11 protein-coding genes are annotated in these 15,503 nt (G+C 70.9%); 9 read left to right on the forward strand and 2 right to left on the reverse strand.

What is annotated here, in order from left to right:
• The first annotated feature begins 15 nt into the window (after positions 1–15).
• The 9 genes from AB0D27_RS10385 to moeZ all read left to right on the forward strand — a co-directional run bounded on the left by AB0D27_RS10385 (position 16) and on the right by moeZ (position 12,074).
• A complete protein-coding gene (locus AB0D27_RS10385; protein WP_362504976.1) occupies positions 16–1,734 on the forward strand; it encodes an ABC transporter substrate-binding protein in 1,719 nt (572 codons plus the stop codon).
• Between the two features lie 4 nt (positions 1,735–1,738).
• The gene (locus AB0D27_RS10390) at positions 1,739–2,731 is read left to right on the forward strand and encodes an ABC transporter permease (RefSeq protein ID WP_362504979.1); all 993 of its coding nucleotides are present in this window, start codon (positions 1,739–1,741) and stop codon (positions 2,729–2,731) included.
• On the forward strand, positions 2,728–3,744 hold the full coding sequence (locus AB0D27_RS10395; RefSeq protein ID WP_362504983.1) for an ABC transporter permease: 1,017 nt from the start codon (positions 2,728–2,730) through the stop codon (positions 3,742–3,744). Before AB0D27_RS10390 ends, AB0D27_RS10395 begins: the two co-directional genes overlap by 4 nt.
• On the forward strand, positions 3,741–5,357 hold the full coding sequence (locus tag AB0D27_RS10400) for an ABC transporter ATP-binding protein (protein WP_362504986.1): 1,617 nt from the start codon (positions 3,741–3,743) through the stop codon (positions 5,355–5,357). The genes AB0D27_RS10395 and AB0D27_RS10400 overlap by 4 nt, the downstream gene beginning before the upstream one ends.
• A 212-nt stretch (positions 5,358–5,569) precedes the next feature.
• Positions 5,570–7,327 carry a DUF3492 domain-containing protein gene (locus tag AB0D27_RS10405; protein ID WP_362504989.1) on the forward strand — a complete coding sequence of 586 codons (1,758 nt, stop codon included), beginning with the start codon at positions 5,570–5,572 and terminating at the stop codon, positions 7,325–7,327.
• Positions 7,328–7,512: 185 nt separating this feature from the next.
• Positions 7,513–8,745, forward strand: a complete 1,233-nt coding sequence (locus AB0D27_RS10410; protein ID WP_362504991.1) for a hypothetical protein — start codon at positions 7,513–7,515, stop codon at positions 8,743–8,745.
• 390 nt (positions 8,746–9,135) lie between these two features.
• Positions 9,136–10,095, forward strand: coding sequence for an NAD-dependent epimerase/dehydratase (locus AB0D27_RS10415; protein ID WP_362504994.1), 960 nt, complete (start codon positions 9,136–9,138; stop codon positions 10,093–10,095).
• The gene (locus AB0D27_RS10420) at positions 10,083–10,832 is read left to right on the forward strand and encodes a spherulation-specific family 4 protein (RefSeq protein ID WP_362504997.1); all 750 of its coding nucleotides are present in this window, start codon (positions 10,083–10,085) and stop codon (positions 10,830–10,832) included. Before AB0D27_RS10415 ends, AB0D27_RS10420 begins: the two co-directional genes overlap by 13 nt.
• Before the next feature lie 63 nt (positions 10,833–10,895).
• Positions 10,896–12,074 carry an adenylyltransferase/sulfurtransferase MoeZ gene (gene moeZ, locus AB0D27_RS10425; protein ID WP_362505000.1) on the forward strand — a complete coding sequence of 393 codons (1,179 nt, stop codon included), beginning with the start codon at positions 10,896–10,898 and terminating at the stop codon, positions 12,072–12,074.
• Positions 12,075–12,172: 98 nt separating this feature from the next.
• Here the strand turns inward: moeZ and AB0D27_RS10430 are convergent, their stop codons facing one another.
• Both AB0D27_RS10430 and AB0D27_RS10435 read right to left on the reverse strand, forming a co-directional pair.
• Positions 12,173–13,729, reverse strand: coding sequence for an alpha/beta hydrolase (locus tag AB0D27_RS10430; RefSeq protein WP_362505003.1), 1,557 nt, complete (start codon positions 13,727–13,729; stop codon positions 12,173–12,175).
• 114 nt (positions 13,730–13,843) lie between these two features.
• Entirely contained in the window at positions 13,844–15,388 is a 1,545-nt protein-coding gene (locus AB0D27_RS10435) for an alpha/beta hydrolase (protein ID WP_362505006.1), read from the reverse strand.
• Positions 15,389–15,503 lie beyond the last annotated feature (115 nt).

A 15,503-nucleotide genomic window follows, 5' to 3' on the forward strand; every position in this document is an offset into this window, starting at 1 on the left:
AGAGGTCGTCTTCCGATGCGTCATCAGTCCGTCATAGCGCGCCGCGTGGCCGCGACATCCGTCAGCCTGGTCTTGGCAGCGGGCGCCGCCGCATGCGGGCCGAAGGACAACGATGCCAAGAGCTCCGGTGGCGACTCCAAGCCGCAGAAGGGCGGCACGCTCACCGTCCTGAACTCCGAGCCGCAGACGGATTTCGACCCCGCGCGGCTCTACACCTCCGGCGGGGGCAACGTCCCCTCCCTCGTCTTCCGTACGCTCACCACGCGCAACCGTGAGAGCGGCGCCGCCGGCGCCAAGGTCGTCCCCGACCTCGCCACGGACACCGGCCGCCCGAACAAGAACGCGACCGTGTGGACGTACACCCTGAAGAAGGGCCTCAAGTACGAGGACGGCACGCCGATCACCTCCGCCGACATCAAGTACGGCATCGAGCGCTCCTTCGCCGCCGAACTCTCCGGCGGTGCGCCCTACTTGCGGGACTGGCTGATCGGCGGGGCCGACTACCAGGGCCCCTACAAGGACAAGAAGGGGCTCGGCTCGATCGAGACCCCGGACGACCTGACCATCGTCTTCCACCTCGACAAGCCCGAGGGCGAGTTCCCCTACCTCGCCACGCAGACCCAGTTCACGCCCGTCCCGAAGGCCAAGGACAAGGGCACGAAGTACGAGGAGCACCCGGTTTCCTCGGGCCCGTACAAGGTCGTCAAGAACGAGAACGACGGCGAGCGGCTCACTCTGGCGCGCAACACGTACTGGTCGGCTTCGACGGACGCCGAGCGCAAGGCGTACCCGGACACGATCGACGTACGGTCGGGTCTGGACTCGTCCGTGATCAACCAGCGGCTGTCCTCGTCCCAGAGTGCGGACGCCACCGCCGTCACCACGGACACCAACCTCGGCCCGGCCGAGCTCGCCAAGGTGACGGGTGACAAGGAGCTGGCCTCGCGCGTCGGCACCGGGCACTTCGGCTACACCAACTACCTCGCCTTCAACCCCAAGGTGAAGCCGTTCGACAACCCGAAGGTGCGCCAGGCGATCTCGTACGCCATCGACCGCAGCTCGGTGATCAACGCGGCGGGCGGCTCATCGCTCGCCGAACCCGCGACGACGTACCTGCCCAACCAGAAGTCCTTCGGCTACACGCCGTACGACCTCTTCCCGGCGGGCAAGTCCGGCAACCCGGCCAAGGCCAAGGAGCTGCTGAAGGAGGCCGGTTACGCGAACGGGCTCACCATCACGCTCACGCACTCCAACGAGAAGGACTTCGAGACCAGCCCGGAGATCGCGACCGCGATCCAGGACGCGCTCAAGAAGGCCGGCATCACCGTCAAGCTCCAGGGGCTGGAGATCAACGACTACAAGGACAAGATCCACAGCGTCAAGACCGAGCCCGGCTTGTTCCTCGCCCACTGGGGTGCCGACTGGCCCTCGGGTGGTCCCTTCCTGGCCCCGATCTTCGACGGCCGGCAGATCGTCAAGGACGGCGCGAACTTCAACACCGGCTTCCTCAATGACAAGTCGGTCAATGACGAGATTGACGCGATCAACAAGTTGACCGATCTTGACGAGGCCGCCAAGCGCTGGGGCGCACTGGACAAGAAGATCGGTGAGCAGGCGCTGACCGTGCCGCTGTTCCACCCCGTCTACAAGCGGCTGTACGGCAAGGGCGTCAAGAACATCGTGATCAGCGACTGGACCGGCGTTCTGGACATCTCCCAGGTCGCGGTGAAGTAGCACCGTGAGCGAGGCACTTCTCGCCTCTCAGGCGCCCGGGACGGACCCGTCCGTCCCGGGCGCCTCGGGGGCCCGTCAGTTCTGGCGGCGGCTGCGCACGCAGCGGGCCGCTCTCGTCGCGGCGTGCGTCGTCGCGCTGCTCGTCCTGGTCGCCCTCGCCGCACCGCTGCTCACGGCGATCGAGGGCCAGGACCCGACCACGTACCATCCTTCGCTGATCGACTCGGCGCGCGGCGGCGTGCCCGTCGGACCGCTCGGCGGCGTCAGCGGCGAGCACTGGCTCGGCATCGAGCCGCAGACGGGCCGTGACCTCTTCGCCCGACTGGTGTACGGCGCCCGCGTCTCCCTCGGTGTCGCGCTCGCGGCGACGCTGGTCCAGGTCTTCATCGGGATCGTGGTCGGTGTCGCGGCCGGCCTGGGCAATCAATGGGTTGATCAACTGTTGAGCCGGGTCACGGACATCATCGTCGCCATGCCACTGATGATCATGTCCCTCGCCCTGCTCGCGATCGTGCCCAGCGGCTTCCCGCGGCCCCTCCTGGTCGCGCTCATCATCGGCCTGGTGGCCTGGGGCTCCACCGCGAAGATCGTGCGGGCCCATACGCTCACGCTCAAAGAGCTCGACTACGTGGCCGCCGCCCGGCTCAGCGGCTGGGGCTCCTGGCGGGTCGCCCGCCGCGAACTGCTGCCCGCGCTGGCCGCGCCCGTCATCACGTACGCCGCCCTGCTCGTCCCCCTGAACATCACCGTCGAGGCGGCACTCAGCTTCCTCGGCGTCGGTGTGAAGCCGCCGACGCCGTCCTGGGGGCAGATGCTCACTGCGGCCGACGTCTGGTACCAGGCGGCGCCGCAGTATCTGCTGCTGCCGGCGGGCGCGCTGTTCATCACCGTGCTCGCGCTGACCGTGCTGGGCGACGGCGTACGGACCGCACTCGACCCGCGCGCGGCCTCGCGGCTGCGCGTCGGCACGGGACGCAAGCGGGAGGCCAAGGCATGAGCGGCCTCCCCGGACCGAGCGGTTTCACGGGATTCGTCGTACGGCGCCTGATCGGTGCCGTCGTCACCCTGCTCGCGATCTCCGTGATCATCTACCTCGTCTTCTATGTCGCCCCCGGCAACGTCGCGCAGATCACCTGCGGACCGCGCTGCTCGCCCGCGCAAGTGCACCAGGTGGCCGAGCAGCTGAAACTCGGCGATCCGCTGTACCTGCGCTACTGGCACTTCATCGAGGGCATCTTCGTCGGCCAGGACTACTCGACGGGCACGTCGGTGCAGCACTGCGGAGCGCCCTGCCTCGGCCTGTCGTACCAGGGCGACCAGCAGGTCACCCAGCTGATCTGGGCGAAGCTCCCGGTCACCCTGTCGCTGGTGTTCGGCGCGATGGTGCTGTGGCTGGTCATCGGGGTCGGCACCGGCGTGCTGTCCGCGTGGCGGCGCGGCAGGGTCACCGAGCGGGTGCTGACCGCCGTCACCCTCGCCGGCACGGCCACGCCCGTCTTCGTCATCGGCCTGCTGCTGATGATCGTCGTCTGCGGACAGTTGCAGTGGCTCCCCTTCCCGCAGTACGTGCCCTTCACCGAGGACCCCGAGCAGTGGGCGTGGAACCTGCTGCTCCCGTGGCTCGCACTCGCGCTGATCGAGTCCGCCAAGTACGCCCGGCTGACCCGCGCCTCGATGCTGGAGACGCTCGCCGAGGACCATGTGCGCACGTTCCGCGCGTACGGCGTGGGGGAGCGCGCGATCATCGGGCGGCACGCCCTGCGGGGTGCCGTCGCGCCGGTCATCGCGCTGAACGCGAATGACTTCGGAGGGGCGATCGGCGGTGCCGTGCTCACCGAGTCCATGTTCGGCCTGCCGGGGCTCGGGCGCGAACTCGTGCATGCGGTGCAGGTCGTCGACCTGCCGGTGGTCGTCGGCGTGGTGCTGGTGACCGGCTTCTTCGTGGTCCTGGCCAGCGCCGTCGCGGACGTTCTGTACGCGGTGGCCGACCGACGGGTGGTGCTTACGTGAGTCTCGTGGAAGCCGGCGGCAGCCTGGTCGAGGTCAGCGACCTCTCGGTCGAGTTCGGGGACCTGCGCGCCGTCGACGGGCTCTCCTTCCGGCTGGAGAAGGGCGCCGCGCTCGGTCTGGTCGGCGAGTCCGGTTCCGGCAAGTCCACCGTGGCGTCCGCCCTGCTGGCGCTGCACCGGGGCACGGGAGCGCGGGTCGGCGGGGCGGTGCGCGTGGCGGGCGTGGACGTGCAGCGGGCCTCCGACGAGGAGCTGCGGCGGCTGCGCGGCGGAAAGGCCGCCATGGTCTTCCAGGACCCGCTGTCGTCCCTCGACCCGTACTACGCGGTCGGCGACCAGATCGCCGAGGTGTACCGGGTGCACGTGAAGGCGTCCCGACGCGCCGCACGCGCGCGTGCCGTCGAGGTGCTCGACCGCGTCGGCATACCGGACGCGGCCCGGCGCGCCCGCTCGCGCCCGCACGAGTTCAGCGGCGGCATGCGCCAACGCGCCCTCATCGCCATGGCCCTGGCCTGCGAACCCGACCTGCTGATAGCCGATGAGCCGACCACAGCCCTCGACGTGACCGTCCAGGCCCAGATCCTCGACCTCCTGCACACCCTGCGCGAGGAGACCGGGCTGGGCCTGCTGCTGGTCACCCACGATGTCGGCGTCGCCGCCGAGAGCGTGGACGAGATCCTCGTCATGCGGCACGGGCGCGCGGTCGAGCGCGGGACGGTCGGAGCGGTCCTCGGGGCGCCCCGGGAGACGTACACGCGGGAGCTGCTGGGCGCGGTGCCGCGCGTGGACGCGCCGCGTGTCTCGGACGGTGGCATGTCGGACGAGATCGTTCTCGAAGCGGTGGAGCTGCGGCGCGCATTCGGGCGGGGAAAGCGGCAGTTCGCGGCGGTCGGCGACGTCTCCTTGGCGATCCACCGGGGCGAGACCCTCGGCATCGTCGGCGAGAGCGGCAGCGGTAAGACGACCCTGGGGCGGATGCTGGTGGGGCTGCTGGAGCCCACGAGCGGCGTGGTGCGTTACGAGGGGCGCGAACAGTCCGGCGTGAGCCCCTCGGTGCAGATGGTCTTCCAGGATCCGGTGTCCTCCCTCAACCCGCGCCGGAGCGTGGGCGAGTCCATCGCCGACCCGCTGCGGGCGCGCGGCGAGCGGGACGAGGGGCGCATCCGGGGGCGCGTGAGGGAACTGCTGGAGCGCGTGGGACTCGAGGCGGCGCACTACGACCGCTACCCGCACGAGTTCAGCGGCGGACAGCGCCAGCGCGTCGGCATCGCGCGGGCGCTCGCCGCCGAACCTCGCGCCATCGTGTGCGACGAGCCGGTCTCCGCGCTCGACGTCACCACGCAAGCCCAAGTGGTCGCCCTGCTGGGAGAGTTGCAGCGGGAGCTCGGGCTCGCGCTGGTGTTCGTGGCGCACGACCTCGCGGTGGTACGCCAGGTCAGCGACCGGGTGGCGGTCATGCGGAGCGGCCGGATCGTCGAGTACGGGCCCGCCGACGAGGTGTACGAGTCCCCGCGGGACCCCTATACGAAGCAACTGCTGGCCGCCGTACCAGCGCTCGATCCCGGGGTCGCGGCACAGCGCCGCACCGCCCGCAGGGAGCTGACCGCGGTGTGAGGGGAGGGCCGGCCGAGCACAACGAAACGTAACTGCTTGATCCCTTAGCGCGACGGAACGCGGTCCGCATGGGAAAGTTACGACCGTTCACCCCTTTTGGTGGCGCGATGGACAACCGTCCGTCGCGCCACCGTCATGTCCGCATACGTTCGTCCCGCTGCGAGCCGCCGGGTCAACGGCGGCTCCCCATACGGGAGATCGGGGGTGCACTCGTGCGCATCGGACTGCTTACGGAGGGTGGCTATCCGTATGTGAGCGGTGACGCCAGGCTCTGGTGCGACCGGCTCGTGCGCGGGCTTGGGCAGCACGAGTTCGACATCTACGCGCTCAGTCGCAGCGAGCGGCAGGAGGGCGAGGGCTGGATCCAGCTGCCGCCCCAGGTCAGCCGCGTACGGACGGCGCCGCTGTGGAAGGCCGAGGACGACGGGGTGGCATACGGACGCCGGGCGCGACGGCGGTTCGCGGACGCGTACGGGGAGCTGGCCGCGGCGGTGTGCGGGGCGCCGGTGGCCGGGTCTGCCGACTCGGCGGAGTTCGCCGGCGGTTCGGGGGCTCTCGGTGGCCCGGTGGCTGCCGACGGCGTTGAGGCGGACCGTTTCGCCAGCGCTCTGTACGGGCTCGCCGAACTCGCCCGGGAGGAGCGTGGCCTGGTCGGCGCGCTGCGGTCCGAGGTCGCCGTGCGCGCGCTGGAGCGCGCGTGTCGCGCGCCCGGCGCACTGGGCACCGCGCGCGCCGCGCGCGTGCCGGATCTCCTCTCCGTCGCCGCGCACATCGAACGCGCGCTGCGCTCCCTGTCCCTTGACTGGTATGAGGGCGACGGACTCGACTCGGTCGACCTGTGCCACGCCACGGCCGGCGGCGCGGCGGCGCTGCCCGGCCTCCTCGCCCGGCACTTCTCCGGAGTACCCCTGCTGGTCACGGAGTACGGCGTACCGCTGCGGGCGCACTACCTCGCCGCCGCCACCGTCGAGGAGGTCCCCGCCGTACGGGCGCTGCTCGCCGCGTTCCACGGCCGGCTCGCCGCCGAGGTCTACCGCGCCGCCGCGCTCATCACGCCCGGCAACACACACGCCCGCCGCTGGCAGGAGCGCTGCGGTGCCGACCGCGCGAAATTACGCACGGTCTATCCCGGCATGGAGGCGTCGCGCTTCGCGGAGGTGGGGGAGAGCGCGGAAGGCGGCAGATGCGTCGACGCCGACACGCTGGTGTGGGTCGGCCGCATCGAACCGGCCAAGGACCTGATCTCGCTGCTGCACTCGTTCGCCGAGATCCGCAAGGAGCAACCGAAGACCCGGCTGCGGATCGTCGGCGCCCCCGCCGACGTGCCGGACGGCGCGGCCTATCTCGCCCACTGCAAGGCACTGGCCGCGCAGCTCTTCCCCGACGAGGCGGAGGGCGTGCACGCGGTCGGCGACAACCCCGTGTCGTTCGAGGAGATCGGCGCCCCGGAGGTTCCGAGTCTGGCGGAGGCATACGCCTCCGGAGCGGTGATCGTGCTCTCCAGCGTCGTCGAGGGCTTCCCGATCAGCCTCGTCGAGGCCATGTTCTGCGGCCGCGCCACGGTCTCCACGGACGTGGGCGCGGTCGTCGAAGTCATCGGAGGTACGGGCCTCGTCGTGCCGCCACGCAATCCGCGGGCGCTCGCAGAGGCGTGCGTGGCGCTGCTGCGCGACCCCGAGCGCCGTGAGCGCCTGGGCGCGGCCGCCCGCGCACGCGCCCTCGAACTCTTCACCGTCGAGCAGAACATCGCGGCATTTCACGGCATTTACCTCGAGATCGTTTCGCACTCCCCGGTACGACGGGTGGTCGTGGACGACGAGGGGGAGCCGTTGCCCTTCGGGGTCCCCGCGGAGGCTCACGTACCCGGCCGCTGGGCCGAGACCCGCCTCATGACCGCCGGACGACCCCGCTGGGCGGCGGGGGCGCCGGTACGGGCCACGGTTCCCGTCCCGGCGGGGGAGGGGGCGTGATGAGCGAACCCGGCGGTGCGGGTGGCCCGAGCGGGCTGGGCGAACTGGGCGAACTTGACCGGCCCGGGACCCGGGACGAGCGGTCGGAGGAGTGGCTTGTGGGGGGCGGGGAGATGGACGTGACTGTTGGGGGGCCTGGCACGGTTTCCGGCTCCGCGAGCGCTGGGCGGTCCACTGCGGGCTCCGTGAGCCTTGGGGAGTCTGCTGCGGGGTCCGCTGCCGCGGGGGCCGGGAAGCTCGCCGGTCCGGCGGGCGCGCCTTGTGGGGACGAGGGGGACGCGGGGGCCGACGTGGCGCCCGGCGGTTCGAGCGGCGCGCCCGGACTCCCGGGCGCCGCCCGCAAGCCCGCCGCGCGCCGGGGCGCAGTAGACCCCGTGAAGGCCCTGATGCACCGGCATCGCGAGCTCTGCGAACGTGCCGTGGACCCGTTGGAGATCGCGGCGGGGCTGGAGGCACACGGCGTGACCGACCGGACCGCCGCGCGCTTCCGGCACCGGGACGTGTTCTCGCTCGCCGAGGAGATGTACGCGCGCGTCCCGCGCGACGGAGAGCCCGCGCACCGCGCGATGCCTTCGAAAAGCCCCGGCGCGCGCGCCGACTGGGCAGCGCTCGCCCTGCTGCCCGGCGCCCTCTGTGCGGCAACCGTGGTCGGGCTGCGCGGCACCGACGGGCAGCCGCGCCTCGCTGTCGCGGCCGTCGGCGCCCTCGCCGTGGCGCTCGGCCTGCGGGGGGCCCTCCGCCGCGGCCCCCTGAGCACCAGTCACCGCACGACGAGCGCCACGCGCGCGTGGACATGCTGGCTCATCGCGTACGCCCTCCTCGGCGACGGACTGCTGAGCGCAGGCCTCGAAGGCGGCCCCGAGGGTCCCTGGCCCCTGGCCACCGCACCCCTGCTGGCCCTCGCCCTCGCCTGCGCCCCGGGGGCCTGGTGCGCCCATCTCTTCGCCGTACGTGCCCGCCGCAGGCTGACCGCCAGCCGTGGCCTCGAGGAGTTCGCCGCCTCCGTACAGCCCCTGCTCCTCGGGGCGTTCGGCCTGTTCCTGTGCGCCCTGGTCGGGTTGCTCGCGCTGTCCGCGGCGGCGCTGGACGAGCCACCCGCGTCCGCAGGAGCCGGTGCCCTCGGCGCGCTGCTGCTGCTCGCCCGGCTGCTGACAGCACGCGGCTTCACGCACGCCCCCGCCTTCGTTCTCGCCGTCGCGGGCACGGCCGAGGCGGCCGCCCTCGCCACCGTCTTCGCGAGCCGACTCCCCGGCTGCTCGTTCCTGGCAACCCCCGTCGAGACCGTCGCCGGCGCCTGGGGACCGAGTGCCGTACCGGCTCTGACGTGCGGCGCGGCCGCCCTGGTCCTCCTCATCCACTCCACCCGCACCCTGACCAGGGCCTCGGCCCACGCGACACCGTCGGGCGAGCCGCTGTGACGGGCCACGGCAGCGCAGGCGTGCGCCGGTCCGCAGCGGCCGCAAGCCACCACGCGCCCGCAGTCGCCGTACCGGCGCAAGGGGCCGTGCCGGTACGGCGCACGCCCGTCGCCCACCCCAGCCAAGTTCAGCACGACGCAAGCGCCGGCACTGCGACCGGCGGATGTACCGGCACGGCCCCGCCCCCCACCGACCGCGGGCGCTCGGCGACCACCGCGAAGACGCACGACGGCTCGAATCACCCCCGACGCAACGCGCAAGCCGCCTCCCTGCCAGAGGCACCCCGCGGGGCCGACACCGCGGGCCCTCTCCCGACCCATGGCATCACCTCGAAGGAGAACGTCAGATGATCACCTCCCGAACCGGAAAGCCCGCCCCGGGAGCCGCCCGATGAGGGTCCTGCTGATCGGAGCCAACGGATACCTCGGCCGATTCGTCGCCGACAGGCTGCTCGCCGACCCGGCCGTGCAGCTCACCGCGCTCGGCCGGGGCGACGACGCCGACGTACGGTTCGACCTCGCCTCGGGCAGCCCCGGCGCACTCACCCGCTTCCTGGACGCGGTGCACCCCGGAGTCGTCATCAACTGCGCGGGCGCCACCCGCGGCGGCGCCCGCGAACTGACCCGGCACAACACCATCGCCGTCGCCACCGTCTGCGAGGCCCTGCGCCGCAGCGGCTGCGGGGCGCGGCTCGTGCAGATCGGCTGCGGCGCCGAGTACGGGCCCAGCCAGCCCGGCTCCTCCACCGCGGAGGACGCCGTCCCGCGCCCAGGTGGCCCCTACGGGGTGAGCAAGCTCGCCGCCACCGAACTGGTCCTCGGCTCGGGCCTCGACGCCGTCGTACTCCGCGTCTTCTCGCCCGCCGGGCCCGGCACGCCCGCTGGATCCCCGCTCGGCCGCCTCGCCGAAGCTCTGCGCCGCGCCATGCAGTCCGGCGACGGCGAACTCAAACTCGGCGGCCTCGGCGTCCAACGCGACTTCATCGACGTACGCGATGTCGCCCGCGCCGTGCACGCCGCCTCGCTCTCCGCCGCACAGGGCGTGATCAACATCGGCTCGGGCCGTGCCGTACGCCTGCGCGACGCCGCCGCCGTCCTCGCCCGGGTGGCCGGCTACGGCGGCGCCCTGCACGAACTCGACGGCCCGCCCGGACCCCTCAGGTCGACCATCGGCCACCCCCGCCCCGAACCGGATCACGCGGCTCCGGCCGCGTATCCCTACCCGGACGGCTGCGGCAGTTGGCAGCAGGCCGATGTGCGCACCGCACGCGACCGGCTCGGCTGGCGGCCCCGGATCAACCTCGAGGAATCCCTCGCCGACATCTGGATGGAGGCGGCATGCCGTATCTGACCAGCACCCCGACAGGCACCGCGAGCACGCACTCAGTCCTCGGCTTCGGCATCCCCGGCTATGCGCACCCCCTCGTCGCTCCCCTGGAGTGGGGCGAACTCACCCGCCCCGGCGCCCCCTTGCACTGGGTCGTCCTGAACGTGGCGGGCGGTCCCGGCACGCGCCCCGACCCGCACTGCCTGGAGGCCGCCGGACGGCTGCGCAACGCGCGAGTCCGGGTGCTCGGTCACCTGGACGCCGCCTATGGGGCGCGCACCTTCGGCGAGCTGGTCTCGGACGCCCACCGCTATCTCGACTGGTACCAGGTCGACGGGTTCCTCCTGGGCCGCTGCCCCACCGAGCGCGCCGCGCTCCCCGAGATCCGCCGCACGGTCAGCACGCTCCGCGCACTCAGGGACGACGCGCACATCGTCTTCGGTCACGGCGGCCACCCGTACTCCGGGTATGCCGAGAGCGCCGACCAGTTGGTGACCTTCTCCGGCCCCTGGAGCGAGTACCGCTGGTCGCAGGTCGCCGAGTGGACCGCCGACTACCCGCCCGAGCGCTTCTGCCACTTCGTACACGGTGTGCCGCGCGGCCACCTGGACGAGGCGCTGCGCATCGCCCGCTGGCAGGGTGCCTCGACTATCTACTTCACCGACCGCACCGACCACGGCGGGCGGGCCGACCCCTGGGAGACGATGCCCGGCTACTGGGACGAAATCGTCTCGAGGATCGGAACGGGTGTCTCGGAATGAAGAAGGGCGTGGCAGTGTTACGGGGAGAACAACTGTAGTGATTGACCGACCAACGGAGTCCCCGTGTCGCTGCCACCCCTGGTCGAGCCAGCTTCTGAGCTCACCGTAGACGAGGTCCGCAGGTACTCCCGCCACCTGATCATCCCCGATGTGGGCATGGACGGGCAGAAGCGGCTGAAGAACGCAAAGGTGCTCTGTGTGGGCGCCGGCGGCCTCGGATCGCCGGCGCTGATGTACCTGGCCGCGGCGGGCGTGGGCACGCTCGGCATCGTGGAGTTCGACGAGGTCGACGAGTCGAACCTGCAGCGCCAGATCATCCACAGCCAGGCGGACATCGGCCGTTCCAAGGCCGAGTCGGCGCGCGACTCGGTGCTGGGCATCAACCCGTACGTGAACGTGATCCTTCACGAAGAGCGGCTCGAGGCCGAGAACGTGATGGAGATCTTCAGCCAGTACGACCTGATCGTCGACGGCACGGACAACTTCGCGACCCGCTACCTCGTCAACGACGCATGCGTGCTGCTCAACAAGCCGTACGTGTGGGGCTCGATCTACCGCTTCGACGGCCAGGCCTCCGTCTTCTGGTCCGAGCACGGCCCCTGCTACCGCTGCCTCTACCCGGAGCCCCCGCCGCCGGGCATGGTCCCCTCCTGCGCCGAGGGCGGCGTCCTGGGCGTGCTGTGCGCGTCCATCGGCTCCATCCAGGTCAACGAGGCGATCAAGCTCCTCGCGGGCATCGGTGAGCCGCTGGTCGGCCGCCTGATGATCTACGACGCCCTCGAGATGCAGTACCGCCAGGTCAAGGTCCGCAAGGACCCCAACTGCGCCGTCTGCGGCGAGAACCCCACCGTCACCGAGCTCATCGACTACGAGGCCTTCTGCGGCGTCGTGTCCGAGGAGGCCCAGGAGGCGGCCGCCGGCTCGACGATCACTCCCAAGCAGCTCAAGGAGTGGATCGACGACGGCGAGAACATCGAGATCATCGACGTCCGCGAGATCAACGAGTACGAGATCGTCTCGATCCCCGGCGCCAAGCTGATTCCGAAGAACGAGTTCCTCATGGGAACCGCCCTGGAGACCCTGCCGCAGGACAAGAAGATCGTCCTGCACTGCAAGACGGGTGTCCGCAGTGCCGAGGTCCTCGCCGTCCTGAAGTCCGCGGGCTTCTCCGACGCGGTCCACGTCGGCGGCGGCGTGATCGGCTGGGTCAACCAGATCGAGCCCAGCAAGCCCGTGTACTAGGCGCACGCCTTCCTCGGAGGAGGGGCTCGGCACCGCGTGTGCCGGGCCCTTTCCCGTTGCCCGCGTGGGCCGGGGCCGATGGTGCCGGCCCTCGAGGTCTACGACGCGCAGACCTTGCCGTCCTTGGGCACGGCTCCCTCCAGCAGGTAGCTGTTCACCGTCGAGACGACGCAGTCGCTGCCACTCCCGTACGCCCCATGGCCCTCGCCCTTCCAGGTCAGCTCGACGCCGACGCCCCTGCCCAGCTCGTCCGCCATCTTGCGGGCGCCCTCGTACGGCGTCGCCGGGTCCCCGGTGTTGCCGACGACCAGGACCGGCTCCGCTCCGTCCGCGCTGACCTGCGGGTTGTCGTACTGACCCGCCACCGGCCAGTCGTGGCACCAGCCCGCCGTGTCCCAGGCCATGGAGTCGCCGAAGACGGGCGAGATCTTCTCGAACCCGGGCAGCAGCTTCTTCGTCTCCTCGGCCGTGGGCCGCTGCTTGTCGTCCAAGCACGATATGACCCGTTGCGAATGGGTCGTCGTGCCGTAGTGCCCCGAGGTGTCGCGCTCGTTGTAGCCGTCGGCGAGGGTCAGCAACTGCGAACCGTCCCCGTCCTCGGCCGCCTTCAGAGCGCTGGTGAGGCGGGGCCACCCCTCCTTGCTGTACAGCGGCAGGGCGATGCCGGTGAGGGCCAGTGTCTGGGTGAGCTCGCGCCCGCTGGAGGTGGGCAGCGGCTTGGCGTCGATCCGCTTCAGCAGGTCCGCGATCTTCTGGGATCCCTGCTTGGGATCCTGGCCCGTGGACTTGAGGTAGTCGTCAAGGGCGCGCTGGAAGCCCAGGGTCTGGTTCTTGGCGTGGCCCACGGTGTCGGCGCTCGGGTCGACGACGGCGTCCAGCACCAGGCGCCCCACGTTCTTGGGGAACAGGTGGGCGTACACCCCGCCCAGTTCGGTGCCGTAGGAGATGCCGAAGTAGTGCATCTTCCGGTCACCGAGGACCTGGCGCATCAGGTCCATGTCTCGGGCCGTGTCCGTCGTCGAGACGTGAGACAGCAGCTTCCCCGCCGCCTTCTCGCAGCCCTTGCCGAAGTCGGCGGCGTCCTTGAGGTAGGCCGCTTCCTCGGCGGAGTCGTCCGGAGTGGCGTCCACCGACTCGGAGGCCTGGATCGCCTTGTCGCTGCGGCAGCGCACGCCCTCGCTGGCGGCGACCCCTCGCGGGTCCCAGCTCACCAGGTCATACCGCTCGTGGAGCGCGCCGACCATGTCCCCGTACGACGGCATCATGGAGATGCCCGAACCGCCGGGGCCGCCGAAGTTGAACAGGAGCGAGCCGATGCGCTTGCTCTGTCCGCCGCTTGCCTTCGAGCGGATCAGCGCGAGGCCGATCGTCTTGCCGTCCGGCTTCGCGTAATCCAGCGGCACCTTGAGCGTGGCGCACTGCCAGTCGCTGCCCGGCGCGGCGGAGTCCGACGTGCCTTTGCAGCGGCCCCAGCCGAGCTTTTGTGAGGTGAGCGATTCGGGCAGTCCGGACGACGCGGTGGAAGAAGGTGCGGCGGCCGACGGCCGGTCGCTGTTCTTCCCCTCGTCCCTGCCGTCACCGGACGAGCCGCTGCTACAGCCGGTCACCAGCAACGCGGCGGCGGCCGCCGCCGTCCACCGTGCGAAACGTGTCATGAGCTTCCCCCTCGCCCGTGGTCCGCCCGAGGTCGCGGATCATATGCAAGCAATGGTAGGCGCCAGTGCCGACAGCCGTCGCAGCCTGTGGATAACCGTTTGACCTGCGACTTTCTAGGAACAGACGGCTCCGGCGGACGGTACGGTTCCCTCCAGCAGATAGCCGTTCACGGCGCCTTGCACGCACTTGTTCTTGCTGTCGTAGGCCCCGTGCCCCTGGCCCTTGTAGGTCAGCTCGACGCCGACGCCCTTGCCCAGCGCGGTCACCATCTTCTGAGCGCCCTCGTACGGCGTGGCCGGGTCGCCTGTGTTGCCGACCACGAGGATCGGAGCCGCGCCGGCCGCGCTGACGTCGGGGTGGTCGGCGGCGCCAGCCACGGGCCACTCGGTGCAGCTGACCATGCCCCACGCCAGAAAGTCGCCGAACAGCGGCGAGGCGGTCCGGAACGCCGGAAGCTTCGACTCCACGTAGTTCGGGGTATAACGCGGCTTGTCGTCGGCGCAGTTGATGGAGATGTTCGCCGCGGTGATGTTGCTGTACTGGCCGTTCTCGCTGCGCCCGTTCATCGAGTCCGACAGCAGCATCAGCACCTTGCCGTCACCGTCGTAGGCCTGCTGCAGGCCCTCCGTCAGATACTCCCAGAAGTCCTTGGAGTACAACGCCTGCGCGATGCCGTTGGTCGCGGCGGTCTGGGTGAGCTCGCGCGGGAAGACGCCGGGGATCGGTTTGCTGTCGAGGCCCGTCAGCAGGGTGGCGATGCGGTCCTTGACGTGCTGCGCCGTGTCGCCGATCGGACAGTCGGTTGTCTTCGATGTGCAGTCCTGGGCGAAGTTGTCGAGCGCGAGCTGGAAGCCCTTGGCCTGCCCGAGCGAGCTCTGCTCCGAGTTCTGCGTCGGGTCGACGACCGCGTCGAAGACGGCGCGTCCGATCTTCTTGGGGAACAAGTGGGCGTACACACCGCCCAGTTCCGTGCCATAGGAGATGCCGAAATAGTGCAGCTTTTCGTCGCCGAGGACCTGGCGCATCAGGTCCATGTCGCGGGCCGCGTCCGTGGTGCGTACGTGGGGCAGGGTCTTGCCGGAGTGCTTCTCGCAGGCCGCGTTGAACGTCTTGGTGTTGGCCAGGAACTTCTGCCGCTCGGCGGCGTCGTCGGGAGTGGCGTCCTGCTGGAAGAACTCGTCGAGCTGCTGGTCGTTCTCGCACTCCACGCCCGCGCTGCGGCCGACGCCGCGCGGGTCGAAGCTCACCAGGTCGTAGCGGGTGCGGAGGGTGGTGTAGTCCCCTGCGAAGGAGGGCAGAGTGGTGACGCCCGAGCCGCCCGGGCCACCGAAGTTGAAGATGAGCGAGCCGATGCGCTTGCTCTGCTCGCCGCTCGTCTTCGCCCGGATCAGCGCGAGCCCGATCGTGTCGCCCTTGGGCTTGGCCCAGTCCAAAGGCGCCTTCAACGTGGCGCACTGCCACTGCGCACCGCCGGGCAGGGGCGAGGGCGCGTTGCCTCCACCCTCGGACTCGGACGGTGCCGGGCACTCCTTCCAGTTGAGTTTCTGGGCCGTCAGGTCCTTCTCCTTGGAGCCGTCGCCGCAACCCGTCACCAATGAGGACAGCAGGACGGCGGCGACGGTCAAGGCAGCGGCGCGCAGCTGGGGAGGGTTCGGCATGTCCCCATCCTGCGGGCGCTCGGGGCGGGACGCTCGGGGCGCGAGCCGTGTGGGTGAGGGCGCGCCTCGAGGTCCGTACCAGACTGGGCCGTGGCGCCTGGGGGAGGGGCCGTAG

The organism is Streptomyces sp. NPDC048415, assembly GCF_040651675.1.
Classification (GTDB): domain Bacteria; phylum Actinomycetota; class Actinomycetes; order Streptomycetales; family Streptomycetaceae; genus Streptomyces.